The sequence below is a fragment of the Actinoplanes sp. NPDC049548 genome (assembly GCF_040676695.1).
GTDB lineage: Bacteria > Actinomycetota > Actinomycetes > Mycobacteriales > Micromonosporaceae > Actinoplanes.
On record NZ_JBFAPM010000014.1, the window covers coordinates 43,003 to 58,969 of the forward strand.

At 71.7% G+C, this 15,967-nt stretch carries 16 protein-coding genes; 8 read left to right on the forward strand and 8 right to left on the reverse strand.

The genetic code is table 11. The features are described 5' to 3' along the window. Positions 1-136 precede the first annotated feature (136 nt). Positions 137-589, forward strand: coding sequence for an SCP2 sterol-binding domain-containing protein (locus tag AB0J80_RS25665; protein WP_364709538.1), 453 nt, complete (start codon positions 137-139; stop codon positions 587-589). Positions 590-646: 57 nt separating this feature from the next. Here AB0J80_RS25665 and purD read toward each other — a convergent pair whose 3' ends face one another. Next, entirely contained in the window at positions 647-1,888 is a 1,242-nt protein-coding gene (gene purD, locus AB0J80_RS25670) for a phosphoribosylamine--glycine ligase (RefSeq protein ID WP_364709541.1), read from the reverse strand. Between the two features lie 227 nt (positions 1,889-2,115). Here purD and AB0J80_RS25675 point away from each other — a divergent pair, with 227 nt between their 5' ends. From AB0J80_RS25675 to AB0J80_RS25685, 3 genes are all read left to right on the forward strand, one after another. Beyond that, a complete protein-coding gene (locus AB0J80_RS25675; protein ID WP_364709543.1) occupies positions 2,116-3,408 on the forward strand; it encodes an adenylosuccinate synthase in 1,293 nt (430 codons plus the stop codon). Next, entirely contained in the window at positions 3,408-4,421 is a 1,014-nt protein-coding gene (locus AB0J80_RS25680) for a diacylglycerol kinase family protein (RefSeq protein WP_364709545.1), read from the forward strand. The genes AB0J80_RS25675 and AB0J80_RS25680 overlap by 1 nt, the downstream gene beginning before the upstream one ends. A 718-nt stretch (positions 4,422-5,139) precedes the next feature. Further along, positions 5,140-6,987: a chromosome partitioning protein gene (locus AB0J80_RS25685; protein ID WP_364709864.1), complete on the forward strand. Its 1,848-nt coding sequence runs from the start codon at positions 5,140-5,142 to the stop codon at positions 6,985-6,987. Between the two features lie 164 nt (positions 6,988-7,151). On the opposite strand, the gene AB0J80_RS25690 is transcribed toward AB0J80_RS25685, so the two are convergent. After that, complete coding sequence (locus AB0J80_RS25690) at positions 7,152-7,574, reverse strand: DUF3151 domain-containing protein (RefSeq protein WP_364709548.1); 423 nt, start codon at positions 7,572-7,574, stop codon at positions 7,152-7,154. An 8-nt stretch (positions 7,575-7,582) separates the two neighbouring features. Then, positions 7,583-8,584 carry an ADP-ribosylglycohydrolase family protein gene (locus AB0J80_RS25695; protein ID WP_364709550.1) on the reverse strand — a complete coding sequence of 334 codons (1,002 nt, stop codon included), beginning with the start codon at positions 8,582-8,584 and terminating at the stop codon, positions 7,583-7,585. An 18-nt stretch (positions 8,585-8,602) separates the two neighbouring features. Here AB0J80_RS25695 and AB0J80_RS25700 point away from each other — a divergent pair, with 18 nt between their 5' ends. After that, a complete protein-coding gene (locus AB0J80_RS25700; protein ID WP_364709553.1) occupies positions 8,603-9,793 on the forward strand; it encodes a hypothetical protein in 1,191 nt (396 codons plus the stop codon). On the opposite strand, the gene AB0J80_RS25705 is transcribed toward AB0J80_RS25700, so the two are convergent. Continuing rightward, positions 9,771-10,535 carry an RNA ligase family protein gene (locus tag AB0J80_RS25705; RefSeq protein ID WP_364709555.1) on the reverse strand — a complete coding sequence of 255 codons (765 nt, stop codon included), beginning with the start codon at positions 10,533-10,535 and terminating at the stop codon, positions 9,771-9,773. The genes AB0J80_RS25700 and AB0J80_RS25705 overlap by 23 nt on opposite strands. A 76-nt stretch (positions 10,536-10,611) precedes the next feature. Here AB0J80_RS25705 and AB0J80_RS25710 point away from each other — a divergent pair, with 76 nt between their 5' ends. Then, on the forward strand, positions 10,612-10,911 hold the full coding sequence (locus AB0J80_RS25710) for a hypothetical protein (protein ID WP_364709557.1): 300 nt from the start codon (positions 10,612-10,614) through the stop codon (positions 10,909-10,911). 6 nt (positions 10,912-10,917) lie between these two features. Here AB0J80_RS25710 and AB0J80_RS25715 read toward each other — a convergent pair whose 3' ends face one another. Further along, positions 10,918-11,484, reverse strand: a complete 567-nt coding sequence (locus AB0J80_RS25715; protein WP_364709560.1) for a hypothetical protein — start codon at positions 11,482-11,484, stop codon at positions 10,918-10,920. 69 nt (positions 11,485-11,553) lie between these two features. Then, on the reverse strand, positions 11,554-12,579 hold the full coding sequence (gene fbaA, locus AB0J80_RS25720; RefSeq protein WP_364709562.1) for a class II fructose-bisphosphate aldolase: 1,026 nt from the start codon (positions 12,577-12,579) through the stop codon (positions 11,554-11,556). A 175-nt stretch (positions 12,580-12,754) separates the two neighbouring features. On the opposite strand from fbaA, the gene AB0J80_RS25725 reads away from it, so the two are divergent. Together AB0J80_RS25725 and AB0J80_RS25730 are read left to right on the forward strand one after the other, a co-directional pair. Then, the gene (locus AB0J80_RS25725) at positions 12,755-12,949 is read left to right on the forward strand and encodes a hypothetical protein (RefSeq protein WP_364709565.1); all 195 of its coding nucleotides are present in this window, start codon (positions 12,755-12,757) and stop codon (positions 12,947-12,949) included. A gap of 40 nt (positions 12,950-12,989) precedes the next feature. Next, complete coding sequence (locus AB0J80_RS25730) at positions 12,990-14,516, forward strand: hypothetical protein (protein ID WP_364709567.1); 1,527 nt, start codon at positions 12,990-12,992, stop codon at positions 14,514-14,516. Here AB0J80_RS25730 and AB0J80_RS25735 read toward each other — a convergent pair. Beyond that, entirely contained in the window at positions 14,492-15,484 is a 993-nt protein-coding gene (locus AB0J80_RS25735) for an LCP family protein (RefSeq protein ID WP_364709570.1), read from the reverse strand. The two genes, AB0J80_RS25730 and AB0J80_RS25735, sit on opposite strands and share 25 nt — an antisense overlap. Next, complete coding sequence (locus tag AB0J80_RS25740; RefSeq protein WP_364709866.1) at positions 15,484-15,960, reverse strand: SigE family RNA polymerase sigma factor; 477 nt, start codon at positions 15,958-15,960, stop codon at positions 15,484-15,486. The genes AB0J80_RS25735 and AB0J80_RS25740 overlap by 1 nt, the downstream gene beginning before the upstream one ends. Positions 15,961-15,967: the final 7 nt, after the last annotated feature.

Genomic DNA, 15,967 nt, shown 5'->3' on the forward strand with positions numbered 1-15,967 from the left:
GACCTCACCTGCGCGTCCCGGCGACGGCAGGCTCGCTGTCCCACGCATGTCGAGAGGTTGAGAGACTGCAGTTCGACGCGGTTATCGCTAGGGTTACTCGTGAGTAGGTCTGGCGCTCATCCCGAAAGGTCCACCGATGACTGATTTCAGCCCCGAGTCGCTCGCCTCTATCGGTCCGAAGGAGTTCGCCGCCCTGGTGAAGTCCACCCCGGACTCGAAGATCGCCGAGGTGATGGGCTCCGACAGCCGCAGCAAGATCCTGGACGAGGTCTTCAACCGGATGCCCACGCTGTTCCGCGCGGACCGGGCCGGCTCCACCCAGGCGGTCATCCACTGGAACATCACGGGCGGCCAGGGTGGCGGCACCGACACCTACGAGACGGTGATCGAGAACGGCGCCTGCACCGTGACCAACCAGCCCGTCCGGGAGCCCAAGCTCGCCATGACGATGGACCCGGTGACCTTCCTGAAGGTCGTCTCGGGCGACGGCAACCCGATGATGATGTTCATGACCGGCAAGATCAAGGCGAAGGGTGACCTCGGCCTGGCGGCCCAGGTGGCCAAGCTCTTCGACATCCCCAAGGGCTGACCGGCTCCGACGCGCTCACGGACGCCGGCCGGGATCGACCCGGCCGGCGTCCGCGTCTCACACCGTGATGCGACCCTCGACCGCAGCCAGGGCGATGTCCGTACGGTGGTGGGAGCCCTCAAGACGCACACCCTGCACCAGCTCGTAGGCCGCCGCCCGCGCCGCCGCCAGGTCCGGCCCGGTGGCCGTCACGCTCAGCACCCGGCCGCCCGACGACACCAGGGCGCCGTCCTCGCGGCGTGCCGTACCCGCGTGGATCACGCCGGGTCGCTCGCCGCCCTCGATCACGTCGCCCGTGCGCGGCGTTCCCGGGTAGTTGTGGCTCGCCACCACGACGGTGACCGCGGCGCCGTCGTGCCAGCGCAGCGGCGGGAAGTCCGCCAGCGCGCCGGTCGCGGCCGCGTGCAGCAGCTCGCCCAGAGGCGTTGCCAGCAGCGCCAGCACCACCTGCGTCTCGGGGTCGCCGAACCTAGCGTTGAACTCGATGACGCGCGGGCCCTTGCCGGTCAGTGCCAGCCCGACGTAGAGCAGGCCCGCGAACGGCGTCCCGCGCCTGCGCATCTCGGCCAGCGTCGGCTCGACGGTCTCCGCCATCACCCGCTCGACCAGGTCCGCCGGCGCCCAGGGCAGCGGCGCATACGCCCCCATCCCGCCCGTGTTGGGTCCGGCGTCGCCGTCGCCCACCCGCTTGAAGTCCTGGGCCGGCATGAGCGGAACGGCCGCCGTCCCGTCGGTGACCACGAACAGGGACACCTCGGGGCCGTCGAGGAACTCCTCGATGACCACGCGGCCGCACTCCTCCGCGTGCTGCTGCGCCGCGGCGAGCGAGTCGGTGACGACCACGCCCTTGCCCGCCGCCAGCCCGTCGTTCTTCACCACATACGGCGGGCCGAACTCCTCCAGCGCGGCGGTGACCTCGGCTGCGGACGTACAGGTATAGGAGCGGCCCGTCGGGACTCCGGCCGCCGCCATGACGTCCTTGGCGAAGGCCTTGGAGCCCTCGAGCTGCGCCGCCGCCCCGCTTGGACCGAAGCAGGCGATGCCCTTGGCGCGCACGGCGTCGGCGACGCCCGCCACCAGGGGCGCCTCGGGCCCGACCACGACCAGGTCGGCACCCACCTCGACAGCCAGCGCGGCGACGGCCGCAGGATCTGTAGCCGTGACGTCACGAAGCGTCGCGACCGAGGCGATGCCGGGGTTGCCGGGAGCCGCGATGAGCTCGTCCACCGAGGGGTCCGCGGCCAGGCCGACGGCGAGGGCGTGCTCACGCCCACCTGATCCGATCAGAAGTACACGCACTCGGCAGATCCTACGGGCCGCCACCGATCATCCTCACGGTCGTCCACAGGTCCACAGTGCACGTGCTGCGACCGCGACATGACACCCTGTGGATAACTTGCAGAGCCTGTGGATAACCGGTCCGACCTGTGGACAACCCGGCAGCGGCCAGGGGGCCCGTCGCGTAAACTTCGGCAGTACCCGGGCCTCTCCGTGTACGACGTGTTTCAACGGAAGGCGTCAGTCAAGTGCCGGTGATCGTGTTGGTCGGCGCCCAGTGGGGCGACGAGGGCAAGGGCAAGGCGACGGACCTGCTGGGCGACCGGCTGGACTACGTGGTCAAGTTCAACGGCGGCAACAACGCCGGCCACACCGTGGTGATCAAGGGCGAGAAGTACGCGCTGCACCTGCTCCCCAGCGGCATCCTGACCCCGGGCGTGACCCCCGTCATCGGCAACGGCGTCGTGGTGGACCTCGCCGTGCTGTTCCAGGAGATCGACGGCCTCGAGGCCCGCGGCATCGACACCTCCCGGCTGCGGATCAGCGCCAACGCCCACGTGATCGCCTCCTACAACCGCTCCCTCGACAAGGTCAGCGAGCGGTTCCTCGGCGCCCGGCGCATCGGCACCACCGGCCGCGGCATCGGCCCGACGTATGCCGACAAGATGAACCGCCTCGGCGTGCGGATCCAGGACCTCTTCGACGAGTCGATCCTGCGCCAGAAGGTCGAGGCGGCGCTGTCGTTCAAGAACCAGGTCCTGTCGAAGATCTACAACCGCAACGCCATCAAGCCCGACGAGGTGATCGCCGAGCTCCTGTCGTACACGGAACGGTTGCGCCCGATGGTCGGCGACACCGCGCTGGAGCTGTCGCAGGCGCTCGATGCCGGCAAGGTCGTTCTCTGCGAGGCCGGCCAGGCGACGCTGCTCGACGTCGACCACGGCACCTACCCGTTCGTGACCAGCTCCAACGCCACCTCCGGCGGCGCCTGCACCGGCTCCGGCATCCCGCCCACGCGGGTCGACCGGGTCGTCGCGGTGCTCAAGGCGTTCACCAGCCGCGTCGGCGAGGGCCCCTTCCCCACCGAGCTGCACGACGCGACCGGCGACTATCTGCGGGAGGTCGGCCACGAGTACGGCACCACCACCGGCCGCCCCCGCCGGATCGGCTGGCTGGACCTCGTCATGGGCCGCTACGCCCAGCGCATCAACGGCGTCACCGACTTCGTGCTGACCAAACTGGACAATTACGACGGGCTGGACGAGATCCCGGTCTGCGTCGCGTACGACGTGAACGGCGAGCGCCACGACGAGATGCCGGTGAGCCAGTCCGACTTCCACCACGCCGTACCGATCTACGAGACCCTGCCCGGCTGGAAGAAGGACATCAGCGGCTGCCGCCACTTCGACGAGCTGCCGGAGAACGCCCAGCGCTTCGTGGAGTTCGTGGAGGCCCGCATCGGCGCCCGCATCTCCATCGTCGGCGTCGGCCCGGCCCGCGAAGAGGTCATCGAGCGGCACTCGGTGCTGAGCGAGGCCTGATGTACGACGTGATCGTGCTGAGCCTCGCCGAGGGTGGCGGCTCGGCCCCGGGCGCCTGCGGGGCGGCGTGCGGCGGGTGCGGCTCAGCATTCGAGAGCAGCGCGCCGACAGTCGACGCCGCATGCGGACCGGACGAAAGGGACGTCTGCGACAAGCCGCGGGTGCCGGTGCTCAAGTGCGTGGACGCTCTCACCGAGGCCGGCGCACGCGTCGAGACCGTGGTCGCGCACTCCGACGCGGACATCGACGCCGTCATCGCGCGCTTCGACGCCGCACCCCGGACCGACGGTCTGAGCTGGCCGGATCCCGACAGCAAGGTGCGCCTCGTCGTCGCCACAGCCACCGACGGTCAGCTGCGGGCCGTCGTCCGGCGGCTGGTCCGGCGGTACGCCCCTCCGCCCAGCAAGCGCCCCAGTGATCTGGCCGACAACCGTACGGTGCCCGACCTGCCGCCGTTGGCCATCCTCCCGCTCGATCCCGGCAACGGCGAGGACCTGGCCGCCCAGCTGGGCCTGCCCCGCGACCCCGCCGAGGTGGCCGCGGCCGTGCTCGGCGGCAGTGTGCGCCGCCTCGACCTATTGCGCAACGATGGCGGGTCGGTCACCGTGGACGGCGCCCTGGTCGGCGGGACCGACGACGCCGGGCGGGCGGTGCCGTGGCGCGGCCGCGTCGAGGTCGACGACGCCGTGCTCTCCGACGGCAGCGAGGGCATCCTGGCCTGCGCGATCGGCAACGGCGGGGCCTACGCCGAGTTCGACGGACTGCGGCTGCTCGCCGACGGCGACCCGACCGACGGCCGGGTCGAGGTCGCGGTGGCGGTCCCGGTCGTGGTCAAACAGCGTTTCCAGAAGCCGAAGGTACGCCTGGAGGTGCGTCGCGCCCGCGGCCGTGCGGTCTCCGTGCTGCCCCGCGACGGCGAGCTGCAGTTCCTGGACGACGGCGTGGCGGGAAGCATGAGCCGCAAGCGCTCGTGGTGGACCGAGCCCGGCGCCTGGGCGGTGTACGCAGCATGACCGCTTGTGCGAGTCTGAACTAGCACTCAGGTACGAAAGCGCATTTGGGGAGGTCGCATCCGTGGAGGACGAGAACGCCGACCGCGTCTACGTCCCGGGCACGAACGGCTCACCACCCGACCGGGACGTCGAGCCGTTCTGGCCGCCGGAGGAGCTGAACGCTCCGGTGCACGGTGGCAAGCCGGTGCCGCACGAGGCCTCGCCGGCATTCCCGCTCCCCCCGGCCCCGGCCCCGCAGCAGCAGGGCGACCCGGGCCTGTACCGGCCGGTCGACCGCCCGCCGCTCCCACCGACGCCGCCCTACCAGCCGTCCGGCCCGAGGTTCGCCCCCTCCGTGGGCGACGTCGCGCACGTGCCGGTGCAGCCGCCGTCTCCGGACAATTCGGGCCGCCCCTGGTCCCACGGGACAGCGGTCGCCGGTGATGCCGGCCACTTCTCGGCGTCCGCATCGGTGTCCGCCGGCCCGGCTCTCTCGGGCAGGGCGCCGGACCCCGGCCCGGCTCTTTCAGGCAGCGCGCCGGACCCCGGCCTGTTCCGCGGGGCGAGCACGCCTGCCGGGCCCGATCTCTCTGCGCGCGGCTCAGCTGCGGCGCCGGTCAGCGCGCACCCTGCTGGAGCCGAGGAGGCTCCGGACTCACGGGCAGCCGAGGCGCACAGCGGGGACTCCCCGTGGTCCCAGCCGCCGCAGCGCTCCAGCTCCCTCAAGGCACCGGCACCCGTGTCCCTCTCGGCGCCGGCACCCGTCTCGGGCGCTGCGAACGTGGCGCCGGTGTCCGGGGCAGGACGCGTCGCAGGCGCCGCGCCGATTTCGGGGGGTGCATTTTCGACAGGCGCAGCATCGGTGCCGGGCGCGCCTGTGTCCGGTGCCGCGTCTTGGGCGTCCGGAGTTTCGGCAGCCTCCGGGACCGCATCGGTGTCCGGTGCGGGCAGCCCGGTGTCCGGCGCGGGCGCGCCGGTGTCCAGCCCCGCGGACTCGGTTTCCGGTGCGCCGACCTACTACCCCACGCCGGCGCCGAGGCAGAGCCCCGAAGCCGACGCCCCGGAGCCCAACAGCAGCGGAGCGCTCTACCGCCCGGGCCCCGTGACCCCCGCGCCTCCCGGCCCGGTGTCGCACCAGGCGAACCCGCAGGCAGGGCTACACCAGCCGGCGGTCCCGTCCTCGCCAGGCCCGCTGGGCGCCGCCGATCCGAACCCCCATCAGACCTCTCACTCAGGCCCGAACCAGGGCGGTCAGCCCGGCCCGAACCCGGGCGCTCAGCTCGGCCCGAACCACGGCGCCCAGCCCGGCCCCAACCCGGGCGCCCAGCTCGGCGCGAACCAGAGCACCCAGCCGGGCCTTCACCAGGGCACCCCGCCGGGTCCGCTTCAGGTAGCGCCCCAGGCGGGACCACAGCAGCTCGGCTCACAACCGATGCCGTCCGGCCCGCACCAGGCGCCACCGCCAGGCCCGCAGCCGGCCCGCCCGATCCCGCCGCAGCCGGGAGCGCACTGGACCGCCAACGGGCAGCCGCCCCCGCCGGTCCCCGGGCCGTACCCGCCCGCCGTCGTACCCCCGAACCAGGCCAACCAGCCTCCCGGCCCCAACCCGCCGCCGCCGGTGGACCCGTACCAGCAGCTGCCCTGGGTTTCCGACGGGACCCCGACCGCCGAGGAGTTCGCGCGGCGACGGCTGGCGAAGCCGGCCGAGCCGGTGGCGACCATGGGCGCCCGGGCGATGCTGCAGAAGGGCACGATGGGGCTGGTCCGGCTCGCGCCCGGCAAGCGGGAGCAGGAGTACAAGCAGGACGTCGAGATGGTCCGGCGCAACTTCGGCGGTCTGCGGCAGGTGACCGTGGTCAACCCCAAGGGCGGGGCGGGCAAGACCGTCGCCGTGCTGCTCCTGGCCATGACGTTCGGGCAGAAGCGCGGCGGCTACGTGCTGGCCTGGGACAACAACGAGACCCAAGGCACCCTCGGCATGCGGGCGCAGCAGGACTTCCACGCCCGCACGGTGCGCGACATGATGCGTGACCTGCATCTGTTCCGGGGGGCGCACGGGCGGGTCGGTGACCTGTCGCAGTACGTGCGGGCGCAGGGCGAGGGCATGTTCGACGTGCTCGCGTCCGACGAGTCCGCGACCGCCGGCGAGATGCTCACCGCGAGTGCGTTCGCCGAGATCCGGGAGATCGTCAGCCGGTTCTACAAGCTGATCTTCGTGGACACGGGTAACAACGTGCGCGCGCAGAACTGGCAGGCGGCGATGGATGCCACCGACCAGCTGGTGATCACGATGTCGGCGCGTAACGACTCCGCCGAGACCGCGGCGCGGATGCTCGACCATCTCGAGCAGAGCGGGCGGCAGCGACTGGTGCGGCAGGCGGTGAGCGTTGTCACGATGCCGCCCACCCGCAAGGACATCGACCTGCCGGCGATCCAGCGCCACTTCGCGGCCCGGACGCGGGCGGTGCTGCTGGCGCCGTACGAGAAGCTCATCGACTCGGGCGAGCCGTTGCGCTACGGGCACCTCTCGAACGGCACCCGCGACTCCTGGCTGAAGATCGCCGCGGCGGTCGCCGAAGGCCTGTAACGGCCGGACCGCCGCAAGGTCGGACGAAACCGGCGGGCCAAGATCCGGTCGAGCGAGGGCAAGGCCGGCCGGGGCCACACTGAGCAAGGGCAAGGGCGAGGTCGGTCGCCGGGCGGGGCTGAGGGGCCGGCCCGGCGACCGGCCCGTTCGGAAGACGTCGAAGGTCAGGACAGGGCGTCGGCGGCGGCCGGGTCGCTGTCGCGCAGGAACTGGGCGCAGCGTGCGGCCTCGTCCGCCTCGCCGATCTCCGCCGCGGCCAGCGACAGACTGTGCAGGCAGCGCAGGAAGCCCTGGTTCGGCCCGTGCGACCACGGCACCGGACCGTGCCCCTTCCAACCGTTGCGGCGCAGCGCGTCCAGGCCGCGGTGGTAGCCCGTGCGGGCGTACGCGTACGCGGTGACCGGCTGCTTCTCGGCGAGCGCGAGCTGGGCGAGCGCCGCCCACCCGCCGCTGTACGCCGGGAACCGCCCCGCCACCTCCTTGAACGCCTCGTCGGTGCCGATGTTCGCCGCCTCGGCGAGCGCCGTGTCGGCCGCCTCGTCGGCGGGCAGGCGCGTGGCCGGAGGCTCGGGGAGGAGATTCTGCATGGTCCCATTCAACCCGTTCGGAGATCCCACTCGTCGCCGAGGGCACGCAGCCGGGACGCGTACTCGATCCGGTCCTGCCATTCGGTCGGCCAGGCCGCCATGCCCAGCGCCGCGCCCGCGAACGCGCCGGCCAGGCAGGCGATGGAGTCGGAGTCGCCGGACGAGACCGCTCCCCGGCCGAGCACCGCGACCGGTTCCTCGGGCGAGATCAGGTAGCAGTACAGGGCCGTGGCCAGCGCTTCCTCGGCGATCCAGCCTTCTCCCGTCGCGAGGCACGGGTCTCCCGCGAGGGTCCCGCGACGCAGCGCCTGCTCGACCCGTACCAGCGCGGCGTCCGTTTCGTCCCAGCCCTGGGCGATGAACTGTTCCGGGCTGTCGACTCCGGGTCGCTGCCACAGATCACCCAGCCAGTCGGCCCGATATGTCCCCCTCTGCGAGGCGCACCGGTCACGCAGCGCGGCCACCAGGTCTTCCGGATCAAGACCGTCGGCAAGCCACCGTACGGCCAGAGCGGTCGCCTCACTCGCCGCCAGACCGGTCGCGTGCCCGTGCGTCAACCCGGCCTGCAGCTGAGCCGCGCCGGCGCGCTGGTCCTCGGTCAGCCCCGGCATCAAGCCCAGCGGGGTGACCCGCATGTTCGCCCCGCAGCCCTTCGAGTGAATCTGCGAGGCGCGTTGCCACGGGCGGCCGTCCGTCAGGTCGGCGCACGCGCGCAGGCACGTCATCCCGGGGGCGCGGTCGTTGTCCGGGCTGATCGCCCAGTCGAGGAACGCCTGCCGCAGCACCGGCTCGTAGCCGCCGGGCGTGATCGACGGCGCCCTGACCAGCGCTTCGCCGACCGCCAGCATCATCTGCGTGTCGTCCGTCACCAGGGCCGGGTCCCCTTCGAGGTCCCGGGGACCGCCGGGGCCGTACCGGGCCACGATCGTCGCGTAGTCCTGGAACTCGGTGGGTCTGCCGAGGGAGTCGCCGTACGCGAGCCCGAACAGAGATCCTGAGGCGTTTCGCACGGTGGCTACCCTACGGGGATGTTCGGGGACCTCTCTCACCCTTTCGACGCCACCGAGTTCGAGGTGGAGTCGCGTGCCGAGTTCGACGTCCACCTCGCCAAGCGGTCGCTGGCCGGCCTGATCGTGCTGGGGCTGCGCCTCGACGAGGATCCGCCCGACTTCACCGGGGTGGACGTCTCCGGCACCTTCTTCGTCGGGTGCGAGCTGGCCTCCGCCGAGGTCGAGGTGGACCTCATCCGGCGCGGCGCGCAGCTGATCCCGCCCTTCGACGCCCGGCCGTATCCGACGCATCCGGCGCTGCTGTACACGCCGGACGACCTCGCGTTCGGGTTCGCCGAGGACGGCTTCGCCGGGATGTTCGACACCCGGGTCTACCAGCACTTCCTGGAGCACGGCGGGGCGGCGCCGGACCTCCGCGAGGCGATCGCCCAGCGGCTGCACGACGCCGGTGTGGACAACGCGCTGGGCAAGGCTCTCGCGGCGTGGATCGACGCGCACGGAACGCAGGGTGCGGTGGGCATCATGGGCGGGCACGCCGAACCGCGCGGCTCCGACGCGTACCGGATGGCAGCGACGCTGGCCCACCGCCTGGCCGCCGCCGGCCGGCTGATCGTGACGGGCGGTGGTCCCGGCGTCATGGAGGCGGCCAACCTCGGCGCCTATTTCGCGACCCGCAGCGAGGCCGAGCTGGCGGTGGCGATCGACAAGCTCGCGCCCACGCCGGACTTCCGCGACCATGACCCGTTCACGGCGGCGGCGCTCGCCGTCCGGGCGGAGTTCCCGGTGCCGGACGCCGCCGCGGGAGACGTGGTCGGACGGCTCACCCACGGCGGCCTGGCGCTGCCGACCTGGCTGTACGGGCACGAGCCGGCGAACCTCTTCGCGGGCCAGATCGGCAAGTACTTCTCCAACGCGGTCCGCGAGGACTCGATCCTGCGGCTGTCCCGGGGCGGGATCGTGTTCGCCCCGGGCTGGGCGGGGACGGTGCAGGAGGTGTTCCAGGCCGCGACGAAGACGTTCTACCGTACGGACGGCCCGTCGGGCGCGTTCGTCTTCCTCGGCGTCGCGCACTGGGCACAGCTGCCGGTGGAAGCCCTGCTCCGCCCCCTGCTGGCGAGATCACCGCACGGCGACCAGTCGGACCTGATCGTCGTGACGGACTCGCTGGACGAGGCGATGGCCGCCCTCAGCGCTTCGCCCGGCGCTTGAGCGTCCGCGCGTAGTCCTGGAACCGGGCCTTCGCGATCACGCCGCGGTCCGGGCTGCGGAACACGATGCCCTCGGCGGCCCGCCCGGCCGTGTCGTCGAGCGGCACCAGGGTGTGCGGGAGCCGGTCGCGCAGGAAGGCGTCCATCTTCTCGATGCCGGTCGGCAGCTCGCTGGCGTCCATCGTGAAGAGCCGGGGCGTGAGCTGGAAGGCAGTCTGTGCGGTGAGGGCGTCCTCGGGCAGGAAGGTCTGTCCGCCGCCCTCCCGCCAGGCCGCGATGCGCTCGGCGGGCCAGGTCAGCTGCTCGGCGTAGTCGCGCAGGACCAGCACGTCGAACAGTCGCCAGCCGACCGTGGCGGGATCGCTCGTGTACTGCTTGGCCGACGCACCGATCTTGCCGCCGTAGAGCTCGACGTAGAACACCCGGATCTCGCCGGCGACCGGAGGCAGGCGCTCAGCGACCGGCTTCAACGCGGCGGCGATGCCCTGCGACGGGTTAGCGATCAGGTCACCTCGCGCGTGCAGCAGTTCCTCGCGGGAGCCGAGAACCCAGCCGCCGCCGGGCACCTGGATGATCCGGGCGTTGGTGCCGTCGACCTTCTCGGTGGCGAGGACCGCGCCGGAGAACGCGACCGCCTCCTCCTGCAGCCCGCCGTTGCGCGGGTCGAGGAGGTGGTAGGTCGGGATCGACGGGTACTTCGTCAACGAGTTGAGGGCGCGGAGGTCCACGCTGCGGAGATCCATGACAGGCATTGAAACCTCGCCACGCCACCGCGCACAAAGCCATTACGGGCTGGCGCCGATGACTCACACTGCGGCCATGGCGATGATCCTGTTCGTGCTGATGCTGCTCCTGGTGGTCGTGATCGCCGTCGTTGCCGCGCGGCGCAGCGAGGGCCGGCCCCGGCGACGCGGCGGCTATCCGGTCGGCTACAGCGGGGACAGCTCGACCGGCGACTTCGGCGTCTGGGACGGCGGCGGCCAGCACCACGGCCACGGCCACCACGACAGCAGCTCGCACGACAGCGGCGGATGGTCCGACGGCGACGGAGGCGGGTGGTCCGGCGGCGGCGACGGAGGTGGCGGCGGGGACGGAGGCGGCGGAGGTGGCGGGGACTGAGCGTGGTCAGGCGACGTGGACCCGGCGCCAGCTCGCGACCGGCAGATCCATTTCCGGTACGTCGGTGAGCCCGTTCTCGTCCATCGCGTTGTAGACCGCGAGCCGCGCCCCCTCGAAGAGGAACTCGACGGCGTGCAGGACCCGGGGCCGCCACTCCGCGACGGTGGTCCGTTCGATGATGTTGACCTCGCGCAGGACCCGCCCGCGGGCGTTGCGCAGGGCGGCGTGCGGGTCGGCTCGCCAGTCGAGCTGGATGCCGGTCGCGTACCAGTCGATCGGGGCGCTCATGTCGACCTGGTTCCAGGTGATCGCGCACTCGTCGAACTTGCGGTGGGTGATCTCGACGTTCGCGCCGCCGAAGCCGAGGATCACCGGCCCGTCGGCGAACCAGCCGCGTTCCGAGAGGTCCCACATGAGCCAGCCGTGCAGCAGCTTCCTCCCGATGATGCGGGAGAACCGCGCCCGGTGGACGGCGGCGAGAGCGTCGGCGTCGTAGTGCCACTCCGGTTCGTAACCGTCGATGCCGAGCAAGATCACCGCCTCCGGGGAGCAGGAGACGACGATCGTACCCACGCCGGAGCGTGACCATGCAACACGAGAGCGGCCGGCCCCCACGGACGGGGACCGGCCGCTGACGGCACGTTACTTCGAGAGGGTGGTACCCGTGGAGCGCAGGTGCTCGCACGCCTCGACGACGCGCTGCGCCAGGCCGTTCTCGGCCAGCTTGCCCCAGGCGCGCGGGTCGTACGCCTTCTTGTTGCCGACCTCGCCGTCGATCTTGAGCACGCCGTCGTAGTTCTTCAGCATGTGGTCGACGACCGGGCGGGTGAACGCGTACTGGGTGTCGGTGTCGATGTTCATCTTCACCACGCCGTAGTCCAGGGCGCCGTGGATCTCGGAGAGCAGCGAGCCCGAGCCGCCGTGGAAGACCAGGTCGAACGGCTTCTCCTTGCCGTACTTGGCGCCGACCGCCTCCTGGATCTCCTTGAGGATCTCCGGGCGCAGCTTGACGTTGCCCGGCTTGTACACGCCGTGCACGTTGCCGAAGGTCAGGGCCGTCATGTAGCGGCCCTTCTCGCCCAGGCCGAGGGCGGCGGCGGTGGCCAGGCCGTCCTCGACGGTCGAGTACAGCTTGTCGTCGATCGCGGCGGAGACGCCGTCCTCCTCGCCGCCGACCACGCCGACCTCGATCTCGAGGATGATGTGCGCCGCGGCGGCCTGCGCCAGCAGCTCCTCGGCGATCTGCAGGTTCTCCTCGACCGGCACGGCGGAGCCGTCCCACATGTGCGACTGGAACAGCGGCGCCTTGCCGTTGGCCACGCGCTCCTTGCTGATCGCCAGCAGCGGGCGCACGTACGCGTCGAGCTTGTTCTTGGGGCAGTGGTCGGTGTGCAGCGCGATGTTGATCGGGTAGTTCTTGGCGACCTCGGTGGCGAACTCGGCGAGGGCGACCGCACCGGTGATCATGTTCTTCACGGTCGGGCCGGACACGTACTCGGCGCCACCGGTCGAGATCTGGATGATGCCGTCGCTGCCGGCCTCCGCGAAGCCCTGCAGGGCCGCGTTCAGGGTCTGCGAGGACGTGACGTTGATCGCCGGGTACGCGAACGCGCCGGCCTTGGCGCGGTCGAGCATCTCGGCGTAGACCTCAGGGGAAGCGATGGGCATCGGTAGCGCTCCTTGATCGTTCTGACGGCAAGCAGAGGGCAGGACCGCGCTGTCCTCCAGCAGGCAGTATTCCGCAGCCGGGGATGGTCACGGAAATCGACCCGTAATCCGGGCATCGGTTTACCCACCGTGACGGCTGGGGACCGGGCACGATTGACGCGGAAGGGAGTCGGCCATGACGTACTCAAGCAACGAGCACGACCTGGAGACGCCGGAGGTGGACGCCGCCGAGCAGGCGACCGAGGCGGCCCCGAGCTGGCGGGACGACGACGATCGCGGGGAGGCCGGGGTGCCTGCCGCGATCGAGGTCTCCGAGTGGGACGCCCAGGAGCAGAACCGCATCGTCGAGCTGGAGGACGACTACCGGTAATCGGGCACATCGCGCATAATCGGGCGCTTAGTCTCCGATCATGCTTCTGCGCCTGCTGTCGGTCCTCCTCGCGGCGGGTCTCGCCGGGCTCACGGTGCCGGCGAAACCCGCCGCCGCGGCCCCGGCGCCACCCCGGCTGAACACCGTGTTCGACCCGATCACGATCGCGCCGGGCACTCCGGAGGACGAGTACACGGCCAACCTGTACGGGCTGCTCGCCGAGCGTGAGCAGCCCGTCCGCGTCCACCGGGTCGCGTACACGGTCGATGTGACCGACGCCGCCGACCTGGTCTCCCTCAGCTTCGCCGGCCTCGCGACGGACATCATCACCGCCTCCGCTTTCGACGATGACGAGTCTCCGTGTGTGTTGAAGGGCACGGTCTTCCGCTGCGTCCGCACGGGCGTACGTCCGAGCGCCGGCTTCATCGTGCAGCTCGGATTCTTCGAGGTGACGCCCGCACCCGGCGCCGAGCCCGGTGACACCGGGCGGATCAGCGTCACGGCCCGGGTCGACGACGGGCCGGTCACCACAAGCACGTCGCAGGTCCGGATCGGCGAGAACGTCGACCTGGCCGCGGTGGGCGGGGCGACCGTCTCCGCCGCTCCCGGCCACACGGCCACCTTTCGTCCGCGGGTTCGCAACGTGGGTGACAAGGCCGCCGAGGGCGCGGTCCTGTCTCTGCCCTTCCCCCGCGACGTCGTGGTCACCGACGCGAGCAACTGCTTCTACGGGTACGCGGTCTACTGCGTCTTCGACACCGTGCTGGAGCCGGGGCGCACGTACGGCCTCTCGGCCCCGGTCACTGTGCGCCCTCCCGGGGACGCGGCGGTGGGCAGCCGGGCCGACGCCCAGCTCAGATGGATGACGCCGTCGCTCTGGGAGGACTGGCTCACGGCGTTCAAGGGCTCCCTGCCGGGCAAGGCGGGCACCGGCGAGCCGCTCACCCTGGTCGCGCAGGCCTCCGCCGCCGGCATCCCCCAGGTCGATATCGGCTCCGACAACGACTACGCCGTCGTGAAGCTGACGGTCACCGGGTCCCGGCGGCCCGATCTGGCCGCGAAGGCCCCGGCCGTGACGCTCAAAGCCGGAGGGACGACCACGGTGCGGATCGCAGCCGTCAACCGCGGCCCGGGCACCCTCTATCCCGCCCTGTTCGACAACACCATGATCCTGACCAGCCTCACCGTGCCGAAGGGCGTCACCGCGTCCACCACGAACTCCCGATGCTGGTCCAACGGCGGCGACACCCGACGATGGCAATGCTCGCCCGCCAAGGAAAAGGTGGCGCCGGGCGGCAGCGAGACCTACACCTTCCGGCTCAAGGCGGCACGCAGCTTCACCGGCGGCACCGGAAAAGTGAGAGTGAGCGGCTTCTTCAGCGCTCCGCTGGACGCCCCCGCCAACCGGGCCAACAACGTCACCAACCTCCGTATCAACCTCCCCGCGAGTGGTCAGGGCGCCGGTCTCCCCGTCACCGGGCCGGTCCTGTGGCCGGGTCTCTTCCTGGTCCTCGTCGGCAGCGCACTGGTGCTGGCCGGCCGCTACGTGAGGACGTACGCCGGGTGAGCCCGCACCCACTCCGCCAGCCGGTCCGAGCGGATCGCCTCGTAGAGACCGGGACCGACGCCGGGGTAGATCTGCTCGCGGCCGTCGCCGAGGGTGTGGGAGCTCGGGGCGCTGATGCCCACCACCTCCGCCGAGCGGGTTGAGCCGGCCACCTGCAGCAGGGCCTGGGCGTCGCCGTCGATCGTGATGCCGCTGCCGGCCGCGTCGAGGAACCGGTCGAGCCGGAGAGGGTCGGTCGCCGCGCCATCCGCCACGAGCTTGGCCGCCAGCGAGCGCAGGAACCGATGCGCGTTCCGGTCGCCGTCGTTCCGGCTGTTCTTCGTCCCGTAGCGCCCGCGCAGGATCGTCGTGACGTCGTCCGGGCCGACCTGCCGGCACCCCGAGCCCGCCGACTGCGGCCGGCACAGCTGCACGCCCCCGACCGCCTCGGTCACCGCGCGCACGGCACGGAAGTCGACGGTCACGGTGGCGGTGAAGTCGACGCCGGTCAGGTCCGAGACCACGCGCTCGGTGTGCTTCGGGCCGCCGGTGGAGAGCGTCGTGGAGAGCCTGGCCGCGTCCCGCACCGCGCCGTCGCCGGGCAGGCTGACCAGGTATGCGCGCGACCGGTCGGCGGGCACGTGAACCATCGTCACCGTGTCGGCGGCCGTGCGGTCGTCACTTCCCAGCAGGAGCACGTCCACAGGGCCGGCGACCGTGTGCAACGAGTTGGAGGTGGTTCCCAGCAAGTCGCTGGTGACCGGCGCGGAGTGCTGCCAGCGCTCCACGAGAACCGGCACCGGCAGGGTCGCGACCAGCAACGCGGCGGCGACACCGGCGGTGCGGCGGGCCCGGCGACGGCGCTTGGCGCGTACCCAAGCTATGTCGATCTTGGCACGCAGCGGGCCGGCGGCCGGGGTCTCGGCCTCGTGTCGGGCGAAGGCCGCCCGCAGCTCCTCCTCGATCGGCGAGGGATCGATCGGGGACATCAGGCCTCCACCAGCTCGGCGCGGAGCGTGGCGAGCGCCCGCGAGATGGACGAGCGGACCGTGCCGACCGCGCAGCCGAGCACGTCGGCGATCTCCTGGTCCGGCAGGTCCTCGTAGTAGCGCAGCACCAGCGCCGCACGCTGACGGCGGGGTAGGCGCGACAACATGCCCCAGATCCGGTCGCGCTCGGCGGACTCCTGGGCGTGGTCGGAAGGGGCGGCGATCGGATCAGGCTCCGCACGCAGCAGGACCCGGCGTAGCCAGGAGCCCCGGCGCAGGTCGATGAACTGGTTCGTGAGGATCTTGCGCACATAGCCGTCCGGGGAGTCGCTGGCCGCGACCCGGCGCCAGCTGAGCTGGACCCGGACCATCGTCTCCTGCACCAGGTCCTGAGCCGTGTGCGGATCGCCGGTCAGCATGACGGCGTAGCGCAGCAGCGCGTCGAGCCGGCTGTCGGCGAACTCCTCGTAGGTCACGGCCACC

What these genes read in the sequence shown, in the direction of transcription:
- AB0J80_RS25665 (WP_364709538.1), top strand. Translation starts at nt 137, where the DNA reads ATGACTGATTTCAGCCCCGAGTCGCTCGCCTCTATCGGTCCGAAGGAG.
- AB0J80_RS25680 (WP_364709545.1), top strand. Translation starts at nt 3,408, where the DNA reads ATGTACGACGTGATCGTGCTGAGCCTCGCCGAGGGTGGCGGCTCGGCC.
- AB0J80_RS25690 (WP_364709548.1), bottom strand. Translation starts at nt 7,574, where the DNA reads ATGCAGAATCTCCTCCCCGAGCCTCCGGCCACGCGCCTGCCCGCCGAC.
- AB0J80_RS25700 (WP_364709553.1), top strand. Translation starts at nt 8,603, where the DNA reads ATGTTCGGGGACCTCTCTCACCCTTTCGACGCCACCGAGTTCGAGGTG.
- AB0J80_RS25705 (WP_364709555.1), bottom strand. Translation starts at nt 10,535, where the DNA reads ATGGATCTCCGCAGCGTGGACCTCCGCGCCCTCAACTCGTTGACGAAG.
- AB0J80_RS25710 (WP_364709557.1), top strand. Translation starts at nt 10,612, where the DNA reads ATGGCGATGATCCTGTTCGTGCTGATGCTGCTCCTGGTGGTCGTGATC.
- fbaA (WP_364709562.1), bottom strand. Translation starts at nt 12,579, where the DNA reads ATGCCCATCGCTTCCCCTGAGGTCTACGCCGAGATGCTCGACCGCGCC.
- AB0J80_RS25725 (WP_364709565.1), top strand. Translation starts at nt 12,755, where the DNA reads ATGACGTACTCAAGCAACGAGCACGACCTGGAGACGCCGGAGGTGGAC.
- AB0J80_RS25730 (WP_364709567.1), top strand. Translation starts at nt 12,990, where the DNA reads ATGCTTCTGCGCCTGCTGTCGGTCCTCCTCGCGGCGGGTCTCGCCGGG.
- AB0J80_RS25735 (WP_364709570.1), bottom strand. Translation starts at nt 15,484, where the DNA reads ATGTCCCCGATCGATCCCTCGCCGATCGAGGAGGAGCTGCGGGCGGCC.